Raw genomic sequence first — 18,240 nt, forward strand, 5'->3', positions numbered from 1 at the left:
ATTTAGTTGTAACTTTACGAAGTCGATCTATCTGCGAAAGAGCCAGAAACAGTAACCAGTAACTAGCCCTCTTACATTCTCGTACCTTTTTAGAGCTAGAGCTCGATATTGCAGCTGAGATGTCCTGATTTTTGCGAAAATCGTAAATTTTCCTTATAGTCCACAGGACAGTCAATGATTGCAGGTACATCATCTGCTAAAGCTTTTTGTAAAGTAGGAATTAGATCGGCAGCCGATTCGACTCGATAGCCTTTAAGTCCCATACTTTCGGCAAATTTAACAAAGTCTGGATTGCCAAAACTAATCGAGGTGGAATGACCAAACTGATTGATTTGCTTCCATTCGATTAAGCCATAGCCATTATCATTAAAAATTAAAGTTACAAAAGGAGTTTTAACTCTTAGAGCAGTTTCCAATTCCTGACAGTTCATCATAAAGCCTCCATCGCCAGTCACGGCGACAACTTTGCGGTCAGGGTAAACTAACTTAGCTGCCATCGCCCCTGGAATGGCAATACCCATTGCTGCAAAGCCATTAGAAATAATACAGGTGTTAGGACAGTCACAGTGATAATGGCGCGCCATCCACATTTTGTGCGCCCCTACGTCAGAAATAACAATATCTTCTGGAGCCATGACCTGGCGGAGATCGTAGATAATCTTTTGCGGCTTAACGGGAAAACCATCATCATTAGCGTACTGTTCGTAGTTTTCTCTAATTTGGCTCCGCAAGTTACTTATTGCCATCGGAGTTTCTTTACAGGAGCGATCGCAACGTTTAACAATATCATTAAGAGAATCTGAAATATCGCCAATTACTTCTACCTTTGGAATGTAGCTACTATCGATCTCCGATCTGCTTTCGTCAACGTGGATAATCTGCTTGTCACCGACGGGATTCCATTTTTTAGGAGAATATTCAATTAGGTCATAACCAACTGCAATCACCAGATCTGCTTCTTCAAAAGCACAGATAATTAAGTCCCGCTGCTGTAATCCAATCGTCCACAAAGCCAGAGGGTGAGTATAGGGAATTGCCCCTTTTCCCATAAAGGTGTTGGCAACTGGAATATTTAATTGAGTGGCAAATTCAGTTAGGGCTTCACTAGCACAACCTCGAATTACGCCGTTTCCAGCTAAAATCATCGGTTTTTTGGCTTTAGATATGGCAGCAGCAGCAGCATTAAGGCTGCGAGTCGAGGCATAAGTCTTTTCACGGTTGTCTCGCAACAAAGGCTTACTATTTAAAGACATTGCAGCAATGTTTTCTGGTAAATCAATATGAACAGCACCAGGTTTTTCGGCTTGGGCAACTTTAAAAGCTTTGCGCACAACTTCGGCAGTGTTATCGGGGCGAACAATTTGGGCATTCCATTTAGTGATCGGAGCGAACATTGCTACCAGGTCAAGATATTGATGGGATTCAATATGCATGCGATCTGTTCCTACTTGCCCTGTAATTGCGACTAAAGGCGCACCATCAAGATTAGCATCAGCAACTCCTGTCATCAGGTTAGTTGCCCCAGGCCCTAAAGTAGACAAACAGACTCCTGCCTTACCTGTGAGACGGCCATAAACATCTGCCATAAAAGCAGCACCTTGCTCGTGACGAGTTGTGATAAATTGAATTGATGAATCTTTTAGTGCTTCTAAGACGTGTAGATTTTCTTCTCCTGGCAAACCAAAGACGTATTCTACCCCTTCGCTTTCCAAACAGTGCACTAAAACCTCTGCCACATTTAACTCGTCCATTACCTCAGTACTCCGCTTATCGGTTGTTAATTTTTTCACCAGACTATTATTATTACCAACTCATGTATTATTTGTAACTAATATTTTGCAGATAATTCTAATCATTTTCTGACTTAAAAATTAAGTTCAACCTTAACTCAATTTTTAGATTATCTACCATCAACAATTAACTGCCTATTCTTATGTTTATTCCTCTAAACCGATGATTAAAAGCTAAGCCAGCAACCAATAATAGTTAATCGCGGTAATTCACAGCGGGGTGATATAATTCAGGCTAACTAATTCAGCCCGAAATTACCAAAGCGATCGCGCTAAACATCTTTAAAATCGGATAAATTTGGCTCCAAAACTTGTTTTTATTCTTTCTCATTAGAATTAAGCGACAATACCCGCTCAATCAAAGGCATCAGGAAATAATCCTTCACTCCAAATATAACCAAAATAATCACAAATGCCCTGAAAGTCTGTAAAGTCAGCATCAATAAAATAGAAATTAAACGGCTCAAATCTTGAGTTGATTTAATCTCAAATAATCTGCATTCTAAGTAAAAATTACCAGAGCGATCGCTTTGGCGCTAGCCATTCATCACTGCTTTATTGCATCTAAACTGAGACTTGAGCCTGAAGGCAAAACCAGCAACCAGAATAGTCAACCCGCCTGTAATCCACAAAGGAGCAGTGTAATTTATGCTGACTAATAAGCCTGAAATTACAGGACCGATCGCATTAGACATACTTAGATAGGATGAATTTATGCCCAGGACTTCTCCCTGTTCTTTGGCATGAGAATTAAGCGACAATACCGTATCAATTAACGGCATGGCGAAAGAATTGACCACCCCAAACATCACCAAAATAATTACAAATGCCCAATAAGTTGGAAACGTTGGCATCAACAAAAAAGTTACCCCCCGCAACGCCAGTGAAACGGCAATAATATTAATCAGATTAAATTTCTTACTTAAAGGCTCTAGAGCAAATACCTGAGAGATAAAGCCTAGAATGCCTACTAAAGCAAACATAATTGCCAAACCCTTAGCATCCTGGTTTAAAACGTTGAGAAAGAATGGCTGAAAGGCAAAGGTGAAAATTGTAAAAGTGCTACCGCTAAGAAACGTCAGGATAAACAGCTGCCCTAACTTGGGTCTAGTTGCCGACTTAGCAATCTTACCAAAGGCAAAATCATCCCAGCTTAATTTGAAGCTTTCCTGGTGAGAGGTGGTTTCGGGAAGGAAAAATAAAGTTAATAAAGAAGCAAAAGCGGCGATCGCCGCACTAATCAAAAAACTCATCCCCAAAGAAGAAATTCCTGGCAACGTTGGTAACTGTTGAGCTAAATAACTCAAAACAGGGCCGATCACAAACCCTAAACGAAAAGTCGCTCCAAAGATACCAAAGGCTTTAGGTCGTTGTTGGGGAGTAGTGATATCGCTAATTACTGCACTAGCTACTGAAGTATTCCCCCCGGTCAAACCATCTAGCATTCTCGCCGTATATAACAGCCAAGCAACCCCCGCTACACTAGCTAATAAATTGGCAACCATCGTTCCTGCCAAACTAAATACCAGAATATATTTACGACCCAGGCGATCGGATAACCTACCTAAGACAGGAGTACCGAAAAACTGCGACAGGGCGAAAGAAGTAGTTAATAAACTTGCTTGAAAATCACTTAGCCCAAACTGTTTTGCATAGGGATAGAGCAGCGGAATAATAATTGTAAAGCTAATTGAGTTAATCAGGGCGATCAGCGCAATTAGCCAAAATAAAGGAGGCAAATCGAATTTATCGCGCCAGTTAGAGCTTTTCATTAATGGAATTTGAAGGACTGAGTTTCGAGTATATCGTTACAATCCTAATGCCAAAACTATCTAAAGTATGTCAAAAATTAGGCGATCGCGAATCAGGACTCAAATAAAATTCATCATTAAATTGAGCGATCTATCTTAATGAAAATCACTACAAAATTATTCAATTATTAATTAAGTATTACGCTACTGCTTTTGCTGATATATCTTGCAGGCTCAGTCTAGCTTTTTCAATGTCGTAAGGAAAAGGTCTAGCTAATGGCTGATAATCTCTTTCAGTTGGTTCACCATGTCGCAACACCGCATTTACCAGTAAACAATCTTGATCGCTAAGATTAATCGAACCGTGCAAAACTCCTCTGGGAATAGTCACTACTTGGGGAAAATCTTCACTTAAAGGTATGTATTGATAGGCGCGATCGTATAAAACTACCAGTACAAAACTGCCTCTAACTACTAATAGCTGATCGGTCTGATGCTTATGAACAAATAGGTCATCAATCGTCCTAGCAGGTACTTTCACCACCATAGTTTCGTCACTTGACTGAGGAGTATAAAATTCTGCCATACCTCCTTGGATAGATTTAATCGTTTGAACAGTTACACCCTGTATTAATCCCATGATTTTTATTATGTATGTTTTGTTAAAGACCAAAAATTACTAATTCTTTTGCGTTAAAAAAGGTTACGAACATTAACCATATTAACTATTATGGCAAAAATATATTGACAAAATACAGCCACTAGTATCTAAATACACATTTATCGCAATTTTTTTTGCTCATAGTAACAAGACGCACATTATGAGACGTTTTGAAGATAAAGTAGCGAGTATTTGCGATGGCAAAAATACTGCACGAACAAAAATGTGAGCGTGTTACTAATACCGGGATGTGGCTGCTGCATAAAACCTACGCCCATCAAGTTTATTGAGACGGCAAAGATCTTGAGGCAGAAAATTTAAAATTAAACCCAGACATACTGGCGTTTCGCTGAATATGGTTCCTGCCTCTGCCTAGACTCGGTACATGGGCATCAATGCGATTGCTAACTTTAGTCGTTCCTCGATCGCGATATTTATATAACGAAAGAGATCGCTTTATTGCCGATCAATTATTCGCTTTGTTTAGTTGTCTGGGATTTTTCTTTTGTCGCTGCTGGTTGTTTAGCTTCCTGCTGTTTAATTATCTGTAGAATGCCAGCGTATTGTTGTTGCTCTGGGTAATATTCGACTAGTTTTTCTAGAGTAGGGATGGCTCTTTTGGGATCTTCCGTTTGAAGATAAATTTGGGCTAATCCTTCTAGAGCAGTAACATTTTTGGGTTCTCGTTCTAATACTTTTTCATAGCCATCAATCTGTAGCTCGATCTGTTCTTCTGCGACGGGAGCATCGTCTGTATTGCCAGAATTTGCAGCACTATAATTATTTTGACTAAAAACGCTGCTGAGTGCGATCGCTAATGTCGAACCAGCAAACCCTAAACCCAGAACTATAGTAACAATACGGGACAGTGTTTTGCTTGTTTTAGTTTTTTTACTGGTTTTTTTACTCATAAAATTTTATTTCTTACCCTCGATCCTTCAAAAGTTCCACTCATAGAAAGTCAGTATACCTCCAGTAAATCCTAACCAACAGAGGATTACTATAATAAGTGAGCTGAGCCAACGGTTGCAGCCGACCAACTGTAGGTCTAACTTTAGCAGAAAAAGCGCCGAAATTAAGACCAAAAGTCGTGCAAAATAATCTACTCGCTGGACTAGAATTGCAAAGGCAAAAGCGCCGATAAAAATAGATAAAAAAGCTCTAGTGTCAGATTTTAGCCAGTTGTCTAAACCGATGGTCACTAAAGATATAGGAGAAGTGAAAATAATCACTAAAAGTAAAATACCGATGACTGCGCTAACATAAAGCACGGCAAAGCGAGCTGGTTCGGTAAACTGAATCAATAGACTTTCTTGCTTTAAAAATCTATTCATCCAAAAACCATATAACCAACCTTCTATTCCATAGGTCAAGAGGAACAACACAAGGGAAAAGATTAAAAAAAACCGAGGATTTTTGTTGAGCCGAACCATGAAAATAATTATAGATAATTGACAATCAATCACAAGCAGATAACATATTGTACTGCGATCGCCGATCAATGCAGTTACTCTGAGAGTAGAACCTAAGCGCGACGACACAAAAGCTTGAGCCGCATCTACTTACCTTTGCATCTAGAATCGCAATATATCGCTTGAAACCAATTATCAATTACCTATTTACGTCTGATGTGAATCAGTACCGTTACGAGATAATCTCTGACTAGGACATACTTTGAATGATGTAGTCGAAGTAAGGAGCTGCTTGTTGAGCATCTTCTTTGCCGAGAAGATCTATAGCTGCATTTTTCAAACAGCGAATGGCATCAATCATTCCAGGTACAGGCACTTCGAGGGAATTATACATTTCTCTTACACCGATCAAGCCAGATTTTTCGATTGGATCTTTATCTCCTGCCATGACACCATAGGTAACAAGACGCAAATACCAGCCAAAATCTCTGAGACATTGGTTATATTGTTTTTGGTTTGAGGCATTGCCACCAGCAGCACGATACTCGGGATGCATTCTAAACAAAGCCTTCCCAGCTTTATCGACAATTTTCTTTTCGTTGTCTGCTAAAGCTTCGGCAATCCGTACTCGCTTTTCGCCAGTGGTTAAAAAGTTTTTAATGCCTTCTAGTTCACCGCTACTAGGGTAGCGCAGCTCGTCATCGGCTTTAAGAATGACTTGACTAACTATGCTCATAATATCTGAATAGGTTTAATTAACTTTAATAATCGTAGTATCTCAATCAAGAGAAATCATTGACGGGAGGAAATGCTGAGGAAACCCCAGCTTCTTACAACAGTCGCCTGCAGAGGGCAACCCATCCACAAAGCTGTTGCGCTTATTCCATATCCGAAGGTGTATCCTTTAGGACTCGCGTGTTGGCAATATCATGCCATTCCTTAGTAGACAAAGGTTGTTCTACTAAATCAATCTTAAAAATTGCGATCGCAGCTTGAGTTAAGCTTTTTATTATTTTAACAGTGGGATAACAATCGCTGTAACTAGTTAAGCGATTTTTTTTGGGCGAAATAACCTCTAATAAATTTTGCTTTAAATCAGTTCCAAATACTTGCTGATATAAATCTTGATCTGTATTTAGAATCATCGAGCCATGCTGTAAAACTGTCTTTCCCCGACGTAGCTGCGCGCTACCAATAACTTTGTTACCTTTGGCTGTAATTAAATCTGAACCCGTGGCAGTAGCAAAACAATTCTGATGCTGAATATATTCTTTAGTAGCCTTACCGTAGTCTAAGTCTACACCAAGCGATCGCCAACCCGTAATTAAAAACTGACATATTTGTTTATATACTTCCAAGCGTTTTCCAGGAGGAATAGAAGTCACTATCGCATAAGTTAAATCCCCTTGGTGTAATACGGCTCTACCACCTGTGGGACGACGCACAAATTCTAATGGTTGCCCTTGCCAAGTTAAATCCTGCCAAGCAGCGGGATATTTTTGCTGGTGATAACCCAAAGAAATAGTAGCGGGTTGCCAAGTATAAAATCGCAGTGTCGGAGGATGTTTGCCTTGGCGGTGTTGCTCTAATAAATAGCGATCGATTGCCATCTGCATCTCTCCTGATGCTTTAATCGGCGGTAGGTAACGCCAGGTAAAATTCATGGGAAAATGAACAACGACGAAAAATCGTTGACGATCGTGTCTTTAATTAGCAGGTTGGGTTAGCGTTTGGAGTCTGTTTTCAAAAAGAAGGTTAACCAAAAAAGCCTAACCCAACCATATTTTCTAGTTACTTACCAGAAAAACTACGAGCCGCCAAACTCTTCTTTTAAAGCCTCATCATTATCGTCAGCAATATTAGCAACCAAAGTAATTAAGCGAGAAATTTCGCCTGGGTACATATCAGCAACGGTGCGCTGGGAAGATACCATAACATTGTCATCATGGATACTAAAGCAAGTTTCAAAAGTGCCTGTCCAGTTCATTTCTAGCACACGGCGCATCAACCCAGGCTCATCACTAGCGGGTAATTTTAAAACACTAGACCAGACGGTCAAAAGATCGTCATCGGTTTCTCCTGTAAGCTGGACGAAAACCTCGACACTGCCATACTTAAACTTCCATAAGCTACCCCGATCGGTGTGGCTTACCATTGCCGTATCGTCTTGATCGAGACTAGAAATTACAGTTTCAATAACTTCTTTGTGACTAGAATTATCATCGATTAACTTATCAACAGCCTGTGCAGTGGTATCTACTTCTGAATTGGAAATTTGGTTAACCATAATTATTCCTATAGTTAAATTAATGCCGACATCGTGAATTTAGCATCAAGTGTTGATTATCGCTAATTTTACACCTATTAATTTTAACGTTGTATGAGGTTAGGTTATTCGTAAGCGATCGCCTCTAATTTAAAAAGTAGCAAATAGTTAAGTATTGAAACGTCGATTTGATCTGATGTGTCCAGGGTATGGAAAAATTAAATATAAGTTATGCTACCTATTCCCCTTGAGAAATTCAGACAGCAAAGGTAGTTACACCAGACAACCCAAAATTCTTCAAGATCTGCATTAAAAAAACCATAGCCTTTTAAAATTTCCTATGACTACTTACTATTACGTTGCTGCTAGCCAAAAGTTTTTACTGGAAGAAGAACCTTTTGAAGAGGTAATAGAAGAACGAATTCGTAACTATCAAGAACGAAACAAAGAAATCGACTTCTGGTTGATTAAACAACCTGCCTTTTTAGAAGTCCCAGAAATGGCGGGGATTAAGGCGAAGATTCCTCAACCCGCCGTAGCAGTCATTACCACTAATAAGCAATTATCCACCTGGTTAAAGCTGAGGTTGGAGTATGTGATTACAGGAGAATTTTTAGCGCCTTCTGAGAGTATACCTGAGCCATTAGCTTCATTGTCAATGGCTTGATATAAGCTCTTAGCTCTTAGCTCTTAACTTTTATGTCAAAACCTCGATCGCTTCTCCTGTTAGACTAAAGGCTCGAATTTCGGTGATTTTTACTCTAACTGTTTTGCCCATCAATTCTTCGATGTTTCCTGGGAAGAAGGTCAAGCGATTACCTCTAGTTCTACCCATAACTTGAGTTGGATCTTTAGTATTTTGAGCTTCGACCAAAATTTCTTCTTCCCGCCCTAAATAACGCTGAGAACGAGCTTCGGCGCAGACAGATACTAGGCGGTTTAAACGCTGAAGGCGATCGCTTTTAACTGACTCACTCAACTGATTGTCCCATAGGGCAGCAGGAGTACCAGGACGAGGAGAATAAGCAGCCGTATTAACCAAATCGAATTCGATGTCTTCGATCAGTTTTAAAGTATTGGCAAACTGCGCCTCTGTTTCTCCAGGGAAACCGACTATGGCATCAGCAGTAATCGAGGCATCTGGCATATATTCGCGAATTTTAGCAATAATGCGCCGATATTTTTCATGAGTATAACCCCGCTTCATTGCCTTGAGAACATCATTATCTCCTGACTGGAAAGGAATATGGAAATGTTCGCAAACGCTGGGTAATTCTTTACAGGCTTTAATTAGCCTTTCGGTAAAGTAACGAGGATGACTGGTAGCAAATCTCAGGCGATCGACTCCTGGAATATCATGAACGTAATATAGCAAATCCGTCAATGTATGTTCATGTCTGCCTTCTGGAGTGCTTCCTGGTAAATCTCGACCATAAGCATCAATATTTTGTCCTAACAGCGTAATTTCTTTATATCCCTGTTTGCCCAACTCTGCCATTTCGGCTTTGATTGCTTCGGGAGTACGAGATTGCTCTGTTCCTCGCACGTTAGGCACAACACAGTAGCTACAGCGTTCATTACAGCCATAGATAATGTTTACCCAAGCCGTAACGTTACTGTCACGACGAGGTTTGGTAATATCCTCAACAATGTGAATCGGTTCGGTAGCAACTACCTGACTACCATCAAACACCTGTTGTAATAGCTCTTCCAAACGGTTAGCGTGCTGAGGTCCCATTACCAAGTCCAACTCTGGTACACGGCGCAATAACTGTTCCCCTTCCTGTTGAGCAACGCAGCCTGCTATTACTAAGGTTAAATCTGGTTGTTTGTGCTTGCGCTTTGCCTGTCTGCCTAAATAAGAATAAACTTTTTGTTCGGCATTGTCTCGAATGGTGCAGGTATTATAGAGAACCAGATCGGCTAAATTAGGATCTTCTGACGCTTCATAACCCATGTTTTCTAGTACGCCAGCCATGCGCTCAGAATCCGCTTTATTCATCTGGCAACCAAAGGTAACGATATTATATTTTTTGCTGGCGTTATTCATTTCTTAATCAACCAAAGCTAGAAAATGGAATAGAACTACTATACTAGTTTAAAACGTCCCACAACAAGCGTTGACCTAATTCATCAGCAAAAGCTAAATTCAGGTCTAAAGAGAGTAAAGTTTATCTATTAATAAAACTTTCTTTCAAATTGAGTATTTTAAAATAGTGGAACGAAAAAATATTAGCATTAACTCTCCTTGGGCAAATGCAGTAGGATATTCCAGAGCCGTTAAGATTGGTAACTATGTTCATGTTTCGGGGACGACAGCCACTAATGAACAAGGAAGAATTGTCGGTCTTGGCGATCCTTATACTCAAACCAAACAAATAATTAAAAATATTGAGTCTGCTCTAATTTTAGCAGGGGCAAGTTTGGAGGATGTAGTCCGCACCAGAATCTACGTTACCAATATCGATCGCTGGAAAATAATTGGTCAAGCACATTCTGAATTCTTTGCTGATATTTGCCCCGCTACCAGCATGGTAGAAGTTAAGCGTTTGATTGCACCAGGAATGCTCGTAGAAATTGAAGCCGACGCGGTGATTACTAATAACAATGGAGTAATCAGTAATCAATAATAAAACTTATCCTCCAAACAATGCTCCAATTGCTTTACCTATATTTTCAGGCTGCATTGCTGCAGTAGCTGCGGTAGGTTCGTATCCACAATGCACCATACAGTCAGCACATTGAGGGTTGCCGCTCTTTTTACCGTAGTTACTCCACTGGGTATTAGCAATTAGTTCTTTATAGCTAGAGTAATGACCTTCATTTAATAGGTAACAAGGTTTTTGCCAGCCTAAGACGCTATAGCTAGGACTACCCCAAGGGGTACAGTCAAAGTCGCGATCGCCCATAAGAAACTCTAAAAACAAGGGATTATGGTTAAAATTCCATTTTTTAGCCCCAGTTTTCCAAGGAGAAAGTATTTCTTTAAATAAAGCTTTGGTTTGCTCCCGTTTTAGAAAGCTATCCTGATTGGGGGCCCATTCGTAGCTGTAGCCAGGGGAAACCATCATTCCATCTAGATCGAGAGTGTCTAAGAAATCGAAGAACTCCTGCATTTGTTGAGGATTTGCTCCTTCAAACACTGTAGTATTAGTCGTTACCCTAAAACCCTGTTGTTTAGCTGCTTTAATTGCTGCGATCGCTCGATCGAAAACCCCCTGGCGATCGACACACTGGTCATGTTGTTCCCGCAATCCGTCTAAATGGACGCTAAAGGTCAGATAAGGAGAAGGTTTAAACTTAGCGAGGCTCTTTTCTAACAACAGACCATTGGTGCAGAGATAGACAAATTTCTGGCGCTGAATTAACCCCTGGACAATTTGATCTATTTGCGGATGTAGTAAAGGCTCTCCTCCAGGAATCGAAACCACTGGCGCACCGCATTCTTCAGCCGCAGCAAAACACTGTTCTGGGGTCAGGTTTTGTTTTAATATTTCCGTGGGATGCTGAATTTTACCGCAGCCAGAACAAGCCAAATTACAGCGAAATAAAGGCTCTAACATTAAGACTAAGGGAAAGTGTTTACGCCCCATCAAACGTTGTGTAACGAGATACTTTCCTACGCTAACTGCTTGTTGAAGTTGAATCGCCATGATTTTATCTCCTCAGACATACCAAATCTCTATCGGGTTATTGTAATACGCTTTTTAGAAATAAACTGCGTTCAGATTTACTGGTACATTTTTTGTTAGTCATTTCTACGACTTAAAAGAGCGTTAATTTTAAAGCGATCGCCTATTTACGAGTAGCAAGTAGCGAGTAGCAAGTAATTTGAAGATGATGCTGGGCATGGTTATATTTAAAAAGGAAAATATTCTAAGGCGAAATAGACCCCTTGCTCTTGTAAAGTATCGTTACTATCGCTGACTTCTACCAGAGGTATACCGTAATCGAGGCGCGCACTTAAGGTATTAATTAAATCTAATTTTACCCCTAGCCCCAATGATGCCACTGTCTCTTCTTCTTGATTTAAATTGTCTAAATTACTCCAGGTTGTGCCAAAGTCGATAAATGGAACAGCAGAGATGCTATTTTGCCCATTATGCCAACGATAAACAGGGATTCTGACCTCGGCTGAAGCGAACACGCCACTATCCCCCAACAAGGCATCTTGCCGATAGCCCCGAACGCTTTCAACTCCGCCCAGGCTAAATCTTTCCAAAGGAACAAGATCGTCGCTAGAAAGCTGGATATCCGAACGGAGTAGTAAATTAATATTGGAACTGGATTCGAGCTGTCTGAGCCACTGTACCTGACCCCGCCAAGCAACAAATTTGCTATCTGGCGCACCTTCATTTACCGTAGCATCAAAAATATCTACTCCTGCGCTCAATTGCGATCGCACTGCCAATACATCCTTACGAGTGCGTCTTGTCCAGTCTTGAAAAAAACGCAGAGCAGAAATCTTGGTTTCGCCATTTTCATCTGCCCCAAAAGAAAGTTCGGGAAAAGGTCGATCCGGCAAAGTAACTTCATTTGTTTGACGAGAAAACTCTAAACCGAGAGCTAATTCCTGAGTCGATTCAGCATTGGCGCGACGTAAGATTGGCTGTCTCAAGGTAAGCTCAAATTCATCAGTCTGGGACTCAATATCTATTTCGGCAAAATCTTCTTCAATAATATCGCTATCTACGTAGCGGTAGCGCAAGCCCAGCGTACCATCTAGAGAATTTACGGGGATGCTATAGCTAGTATCGAAATCGTTACTACCGTCGGTATTTTTAAAGACAAAGCTAAAGCGATCGGCGTAGCCTAAAACGTTATAATGATTTAGTTCTAAACCCCGTTGAAAGCTTCCTACAGAGGGCGTACGGCTGTTATTAACCAACAACACAGGGTCAAAAGCATCACCCTGATTAAGATCTACATCTAACGTCCAGCGATCGCGACTACTCCCGACAGATAGTTCCGCGTTAAGGCTTTCCAATAAAGGATTTAGCTGCAATAGTAGCAGTGCCTCTTGTAACCCCTCAATATTTAACGGCGATTTAGCCCCCCTTGCCAAACGAGAACGAATATAGCTTTCTTTTAAACGTCCATTTATCTGAACATTAATTGTTTCAATTCTTCCCTCAATCGCTTGTAATCGTACTATCCCCTGATTAATATTCTGGGCGGGAATTACTACGCCAGAGTTAATATAGCCGTTAGCCGTATATAGCTTAGTTAATTTAGTTTCTAGTTCTAATAAAGCGGCAAAAGTTAGCGGGCGATCGCGATATTCTTTAAATACTGCCTCTACCTCTGCTTCTTTTAATACAGTGTTGCCTTCTAACTTAAATTGTTTAACTTCAAACTCTACCTCAGATTTTGGAACTTTCCCTTCTGGCAACTGGTTGGGTAGCGAATCTAAAAAATCCTCGACTGCTGGCAAAGGAGTAATTGCAGGATCTTTTTGTGTGTCTGGTAGAGGAACGCGAGGCAGATTATCAATATTTGTTCCTGGCGGTAAATCAGAAGTTTGAGCCAAGTATAAAGTCCGATCGACATTTGCTTGTGCAGGTGTCTTCCCCAATGTTATTGGCGCGAGAATGACAATTGGGATTAACAAGGCTGATTCTAGCAGTTGATAAAATTTATACTTGTTCATAAAATCTTTTAGATCGAGCAATCAAATAACCTAAAAAACTGGTTCAGGAAAATTATCAAATTTGGAAGATCTTAAGCTTTTTTGGTTTAATTACATCAATACTTGACTAGTTAGTTACAATTGACAAGTGCAATCTCAGCGATCTCCTAGAGCGAATCAACAATTTATTGTCATTAAAACTTTTTGTCTTACTAAAATTAAAGACAATCTTATTAGCTTACTACGTTCACACTTCAGATAAAATTTTTTCAGGTTTTTATCACTATTGCTGAAGATTAAATTACCGCAAATCCTTTTAATTAACCGAAATTATCAAAACCAAACCCTAATTTAAGTTTTGCAACAAAATTTTGCTTGTCTATCTTTAATTTCTTTTTTTTTAACTCCTTGACATTATTCAGATCAATTGTGCTACTATGTCTAAGTCATTAGAAATGATACGCTCTTGCGGATGTCGTATAGTGGTAATACCTTAGCCTTCCAAGCTAAAGCTAGGGGTTCGATTCCCCTCATCCGCTTCAGTCGCAAGACTCCTTCAGCCCTATCCTCTCACCTGTAGCTTTAGCTCAAAAGGCTTAGCCTTTACTCAATCCTTACTCAAAAGCAACAATACCAAGGGCAATTGAGCGAGTCAATAGGGTATATTACGTACCCCAATTATTTAAGCGGTTAGATAAACATGAAAACTTTTATCGAGCTATTCCATTTTTAGAAGCGAGTAAAAAATGAAGAATCTTACTCACTAACTGCGGGGAAGGCTTTTTGAGTGAAACGAAAAAACAGGTGATTCTATTTAAACTGGTACAAGAACAAGTCAATAATCAGCTTTTCTTATGCCAGTACAGCTTTAGTAGCAACTCGTGATTATCGCATTTTTCGAGCCAATCAACCCCAAAAACTAACTTTTAGAATTTAGCTTATTCTGAAAAGTCTATTCTCCTGCCCGTCTAAATATCTTCTGAGCTACACTAAAAATCGATTTTTAGACGGGTATTTTAAATTTTACGTGTGCTGGGTTCACTAAATTCCAAGAGAAAGTTTGTGAGTCCACATAAAACTCCCTCCAGGTATCACTTACTCCATCCTCAGAGTTAAACAAAACTGAGTAGTCGTAAGCCATAGTTATCTAGTGCAAGCGGTTAACGTATCGAAATAAATCTGAACTAAATCCCCGTCCATTGGATTTTCAGCTATTACCTGCTTGATTAACAATGGTAAAGAGTTCTCAACAGTAAAGCCTGACGCTGCAATATCGTCACAAATTTGTTGCTTGATAAAGGTTAGCCTCTGCTCAGGTGACATCCCGTAAGATTTCCCTCCACTTTTCCTTTGAGCGTTGCCGTAAGGCAGGGTGTATTCAGGCAACTTCCCACTAAGATCTACGATCTCAGTCTTACTGTTAGCTGCTACCATCCCATCTAAAGTGGGAGTGTCCATTGTTGTGCACATACCTTAGGCATAAAGCTAACCTCTCCTTTAACACCTTTACCTTCGGGTATCCAGAAGGCTTCATGAGTAGAGATATTATCGTAAAGTGCTTTTTCGTAGACTGAAGGCTGATACTTAACACCAAGCCAGTTACCGTCTTTATCCTTCTGTCTTATCTCGTATTCTTTCCCGTAGATTGGAATGGCGCACAGTGCTATATGCCCGTGCATGACTCTATCACGGGTTCATCTGTTAAATCAGTACGATATGATTGATTCATAACTCTTGTTACCTGTCTTTTTAGCGATTGACAAATTTAATTTAACGAGAGTTTTTCTGATTTTTGCCAGCGATCGCATTTATTTTGACTTTTCAGACATCCTCTAAAGTCATTAACAATTTCTTCAATTGATATTGACCTAGTAATTGGTACAGAGATTGAATCTTGATTGGGTTCCAACTGCCACTTTTTTGTTGAGGCCTGTTTTTTGAGTTACCATTGTTTTCTAGTTAATCAAAAGAAATAAATAATTAATTAATTAGACTAAATAGGGTTTTGCAGCAATTACGACACTTCCATTACTAATAGTCATAGTAGTATCTAAATTGACAGTTAAACTTACAGTAGACGCTTCAGTATCAAAAGTAATCGATGTATTATTGGGTCTAGTTTCGGCGGAGACAGCTAATTCTAATTTTTGCAGCAATTCTAGAGCTACTAAATAAGCTTGTTGTTCCGAAGTAGCAGAAGCTAAAGAGATTGTTGCAGCCATTTTTATTGTTACCTAAATGTATTTTTTTTAGTTGCAAAAATAACTTACAAAATCATCTCAAAGTGAGCATAGTGTATCTGCGTACACATGTGTACGCAGATCTATTTAAACCTATAGCAAACTAAAAATACTTCCTCCATTCCGGTAGAGAATTTACCTTTCCTTCAGGATAGTAGTCCGTTCTTATCGGAGTTACCTTAATCTTCTTGATAATCCCCCTAGAGTATTCGCCAAACTTTAGCCAGGGTACTTCTTTAGTTTGGAACTTGTTCTCTACGTACCGCTCCAGTCTACGGATAACCCCTGTAGCTTCAGCCTGAGTACTGCCGTTGACTACAATTTGGCTGTTATCTTTGAGTATCCACCTTGCCCAATGATCGCCCTTGCTATAGCTAGTTATGCTAAGAGCTTTTGTTCCCTTGAAGTGAGGAATAACAAGCGTGTAGTTGCCAGATATGCTTTTTTTATTGATGTCGCGATAGATAATAGCCAGTTGTGGAATATCTTGTCCTTTCTTAATCTCCCAACCTTCTGGATAAGAGCTAATGTTTTCTTGCTCTAAGTAGTTGGCAAAATAAGTCATATTATTGAGAGTCTCTATAGCAGAGTCTTCATCTCTTACCAACAAAGATGTTTTTATAGCTTCTCTTCGCGTATTTTTAGAAGTCTCTGATTTTACATCTTTAAAGTAATTTCGTACTCTTCGGTTGTGTCCAATACGTATCATTTTTGGGGTTAATTCCCAACTATAAGCATCGTATTTTATTGTATAATTGCCATCTTTTTGTCTTGCCCTTTCTTCATCTAATTTATTAGGGGTAGCACTTTGAGTAACACTAGTTTTTGCAGCAATTTCTTCTTTAGTTTTACCTGGAAATTAAATCTTTTTTAGCATCATCAAACTCTTTCCTACTCTCCTTCATATCTGATATTTCTTCTTTAATATCTAAGGTATTAGAAATAATATCTTCTATTGCATCCAAAGTGTCCGAAGCCTTTGCTAATTTGTTAACAACTCTAGAAGTATTGTTTAAATTTTCAGGCATGAAGTTATAAGCGTTCTCTGTGATTACACCACCTCTACGTAAAGCGTTCCCACACCGACGCAGAGAATTCGTGCGTCCTTAGGAAGTTTAGACAGCACCATGCAGATCGATAAATACAGTCCATCCAGCATCGGAGCCAGTTTAGCGAATTAATCACTCGATCTCAAAAGAATATGAAACAGAAGCTTGTTCAACTGATTGACCAAATTCTTGGGCGTAAAAGAGCGATAACATCGAGACTGTCAACGACCAACTCAAAAATATCTTTCAAATCGAACATTCAATCCAGCGTAGTATGGGGAATTTTTTAGTAAATCTGAGGGCTGGATTGATTGCTTATACCTATCTACCTAACAACGCGCTGAATCGCTTTGTGGGGGTTCACGGTCAAGCCCGTGCATGATTCCCGTGCATGGTATATGCGTAGCGGTATCCGCTATAGACACCTTCGGACGATGCCCGTGCATGACTAGCGGCGGCTTTTGGGACAGAATCTTCTGACCCAAAACGCGCCTTAGCTTCGCAAATGTGACCGAAGGGCGGAGTGCGGTTTATCCGTGAATCATGCACGGGCTTTAGTATAAGCGCCTGGGGGCGCGTCCCGCACCGAGGCCCCCCATTGAAGCGACTCAATCAAGACACCGTAGTATTGATTTAGAGCCAATTGAATTACTGGCACTACCTTCTGCTACTTTCTAACTTGGTCGAACTCACGTCGTCCAGACGTTCGCGTACCCCCAGAACTCTGGGCTTCTGCCAGACCAGCAAAATAAACAGAACCTAAAATATATCTTGCCCCTAACTCGGACAAAACTGGTTTGAGAGCATAGTCAACTGACAATAAATGAGCGATCGTGCCTGCTGTAGCAAGAAGCAGAATGACTTTACCAGATAAAGCTTTTTGAGGCAGCAAATCTAAAAATGCTTTCAATACTCCTGTATAAGCAGTTTTATAAATGGGAGTGACGATAATTAAAGCATCGGCTTTGGCAATTAAAGCTTTTGTTGGTTCGAGGTTAGGACTGTCATAACGACCAAAAATTAAATCTTCAGCAGGCAGATCGCGAACAGAAATAATTTCGGTTTGGGCGTTACAACAACTTATGTCGGTATTGATCGCCCAGATGCTTTTGAAGCAGCAATTCAACCCAATACCAAATTAATTTGGATTGAAACCCCAACCAATCCCCTGCTCAAAATTATCGACATTAAAGTTCTCGCCGAAATTGCTAGAAAAAACAATCTTATCTTAGTCGTTGATAATACTTTTGCTAATTCCTATTTTCAAACGCCTTTGCAATTAGGAGCAGATCTCGTCGTTCATAGTACCACCAAATATTTAGCAGGACACAGCGATATTATTGGCGGTGCAGTCGTCACATCTAACGAGCAGCTTTATAACCAGTTGAAATTTTATTAAAAATGCGATCGGTGCAGTTCCCAGTCCCTTTGATAGTTAGTTG

Annotated in this window: 20 protein-coding genes, 1 tRNA gene and 1 pseudogene; 5 read left to right on the plus strand and 17 right to left on the minus strand. The window is 40.0% G+C overall.

Going from position 1 to position 18,240, the window contains the following annotated elements:
- Positions 1-95 precede the first annotated feature (95 nt).
- The 8 genes from V6C71_07010 to V6C71_07045 form a co-directional block, all read right to left on the minus strand.
- Positions 96-1,790, minus strand: a complete 1,695-nt coding sequence (locus V6C71_07010) for an acetolactate synthase large subunit (GenBank protein ID HEY9768246.1) — start codon at positions 1,788-1,790, stop codon at positions 96-98.
- A 536-nt stretch (positions 1,791-2,326) separates the two neighbouring features.
- Complete coding sequence (locus V6C71_07015) at positions 2,327-3,562, minus strand: MFS transporter (protein HEY9768247.1); 1,236 nt, start codon at positions 3,560-3,562, stop codon at positions 2,327-2,329.
- Positions 3,563-3,740: 178 nt separating this feature from the next.
- Positions 3,741-4,181, minus strand: coding sequence for a hypothetical protein (locus tag V6C71_07020; GenBank protein HEY9768248.1), 441 nt, complete (start codon positions 4,179-4,181; stop codon positions 3,741-3,743).
- Positions 4,182-4,672: 491 nt separating this feature from the next.
- Positions 4,673-5,113: a tetratricopeptide repeat protein gene (locus V6C71_07025; protein ID HEY9768249.1), complete on the minus strand. Its 441-nt coding sequence runs from the start codon at positions 5,111-5,113 to the stop codon at positions 4,673-4,675.
- A gap of 27 nt (positions 5,114-5,140) precedes the next feature.
- On the minus strand, positions 5,141-5,635 hold the full coding sequence (locus V6C71_07030) for a hypothetical protein (GenBank protein ID HEY9768250.1): 495 nt from the start codon (positions 5,633-5,635) through the stop codon (positions 5,141-5,143).
- A 229-nt stretch (positions 5,636-5,864) separates the two neighbouring features.
- Positions 5,865-6,350 carry an allophycocyanin subunit alpha-B gene (apcD, locus tag V6C71_07035; protein ID HEY9768251.1) on the minus strand — a complete coding sequence of 162 codons (486 nt, stop codon included), beginning with the start codon at positions 6,348-6,350 and terminating at the stop codon, positions 5,865-5,867.
- A 142-nt stretch (positions 6,351-6,492) separates the two neighbouring features.
- Positions 6,493-7,278 (minus strand): biotin/lipoate A/B protein ligase family protein, encoded by a 786-nt coding sequence (locus V6C71_07040; GenBank protein HEY9768252.1) that lies wholly within the window; start codon positions 7,276-7,278, stop codon positions 6,493-6,495.
- 143 nt (positions 7,279-7,421) lie between these two features.
- Complete coding sequence (locus tag V6C71_07045) at positions 7,422-7,901, minus strand: YbjN domain-containing protein (protein ID HEY9768253.1); 480 nt, start codon at positions 7,899-7,901, stop codon at positions 7,422-7,424.
- Between the two features lie 319 nt (positions 7,902-8,220).
- On the opposite strand from V6C71_07045, the gene V6C71_07050 reads away from it, so the two are divergent.
- Positions 8,221-8,547: an MgPME-cyclase complex family protein gene (locus tag V6C71_07050; protein ID HEY9768254.1), complete on the plus strand. Its 327-nt coding sequence runs from the start codon at positions 8,221-8,223 to the stop codon at positions 8,545-8,547.
- 30 nt (positions 8,548-8,577) lie between these two features.
- On the opposite strand, the gene miaB is transcribed toward V6C71_07050, so the two are convergent.
- Positions 8,578-9,930 (minus strand): tRNA (N6-isopentenyl adenosine(37)-C2)-methylthiotransferase MiaB, encoded by a 1,353-nt coding sequence (gene miaB, locus V6C71_07055; protein HEY9768255.1) that lies wholly within the window; start codon positions 9,928-9,930, stop codon positions 8,578-8,580.
- Positions 9,931-10,096: 166 nt separating this feature from the next.
- On the opposite strand from miaB, the gene V6C71_07060 reads away from it, so the two are divergent.
- Positions 10,097-10,510, plus strand: a complete 414-nt coding sequence (locus V6C71_07060; GenBank protein ID HEY9768256.1) for a RidA family protein — start codon at positions 10,097-10,099, stop codon at positions 10,508-10,510.
- 6 nt (positions 10,511-10,516) lie between these two features.
- Here the strand turns inward: V6C71_07060 and hpnH are convergent, their stop codons facing one another.
- Entirely contained in the window at positions 10,517-11,533 is a 1,017-nt protein-coding gene (gene hpnH / locus V6C71_07065; protein HEY9768257.1) for an adenosyl-hopene transferase HpnH, read from the minus strand.
- 206 nt (positions 11,534-11,739) lie between these two features.
- On the minus strand, positions 11,740-13,530 hold the full coding sequence (locus V6C71_07070) for a ShlB/FhaC/HecB family hemolysin secretion/activation protein (GenBank protein HEY9768258.1): 1,791 nt from the start codon (positions 13,528-13,530) through the stop codon (positions 11,740-11,742).
- 447 nt (positions 13,531-13,977) lie between these two features.
- Here V6C71_07070 and V6C71_07075 point away from each other — a divergent pair.
- Positions 13,978-14,048: transfer RNA gene (locus V6C71_07075), tRNA-Gly, on the plus strand.
- 604 nt (positions 14,049-14,652) lie between these two features.
- Here V6C71_07075 and V6C71_07080 read toward each other — a convergent pair.
- The 5 genes from V6C71_07080 to V6C71_07100 all read right to left on the minus strand — a co-directional run bounded on the left by V6C71_07080 (position 14,653) and on the right by V6C71_07100 (position 16,777).
- Positions 14,653-14,967, minus strand: coding sequence for a hypothetical protein (locus V6C71_07080; protein ID HEY9768259.1), 315 nt, complete (start codon positions 14,965-14,967; stop codon positions 14,653-14,655).
- The gene (locus V6C71_07085) at positions 14,949-15,188 is read right to left on the minus strand and encodes a hypothetical protein (GenBank protein HEY9768260.1); all 240 of its coding nucleotides are present in this window, start codon (positions 15,186-15,188) and stop codon (positions 14,949-14,951) included. Before V6C71_07085 ends, V6C71_07080 begins: the two co-directional genes overlap by 19 nt.
- A 309-nt stretch (positions 15,189-15,497) precedes the next feature.
- Positions 15,498-15,731 carry a hypothetical protein gene (locus tag V6C71_07090; protein ID HEY9768261.1) on the minus strand — a complete coding sequence of 78 codons (234 nt, stop codon included), beginning with the start codon at positions 15,729-15,731 and terminating at the stop codon, positions 15,498-15,500.
- A 121-nt stretch (positions 15,732-15,852) separates the two neighbouring features.
- Positions 15,853-16,458: a hypothetical protein gene (locus V6C71_07095; GenBank protein HEY9768262.1), complete on the minus strand. Its 606-nt coding sequence runs from the start codon at positions 16,456-16,458 to the stop codon at positions 15,853-15,855.
- A 139-nt stretch (positions 16,459-16,597) separates the two neighbouring features.
- Positions 16,598-16,777 carry a hypothetical protein gene (locus V6C71_07100; protein ID HEY9768263.1) on the minus strand — a complete coding sequence of 60 codons (180 nt, stop codon included), beginning with the start codon at positions 16,775-16,777 and terminating at the stop codon, positions 16,598-16,600.
- Between the two features lie 146 nt (positions 16,778-16,923).
- Between V6C71_07100 and V6C71_07105 the strand changes: the two are divergent.
- Positions 16,924-17,180, plus strand: a pseudogene (locus V6C71_07105) (transposase).
- A 285-nt stretch (positions 17,181-17,465) separates the two neighbouring features.
- Here V6C71_07105 and V6C71_07110 read toward each other — a convergent pair.
- Positions 17,466-17,924 (minus strand): NAD(P)H-dependent oxidoreductase, encoded by a 459-nt coding sequence (locus V6C71_07110; protein ID HEY9768264.1) that lies wholly within the window; start codon positions 17,922-17,924, stop codon positions 17,466-17,468.
- On the opposite strand from V6C71_07110, the gene V6C71_07115 reads away from it, so the two are divergent.
- On the plus strand, positions 17,862-18,197 hold the full coding sequence (locus tag V6C71_07115; GenBank protein ID HEY9768265.1) for an aminotransferase class I/II-fold pyridoxal phosphate-dependent enzyme: 336 nt from the start codon (positions 17,862-17,864) through the stop codon (positions 18,195-18,197). The two genes, V6C71_07110 and V6C71_07115, sit on opposite strands and share 63 nt — an antisense overlap.
- Positions 18,198-18,240: the final 43 nt, after the last annotated feature.

Origin of the sequence: Coleofasciculaceae cyanobacterium (assembly GCA_036703275.1) — a bacterium.
Lineage (GTDB): Bacteria > Cyanobacteriota > Cyanobacteriia > Cyanobacteriales > Xenococcaceae > Waterburya.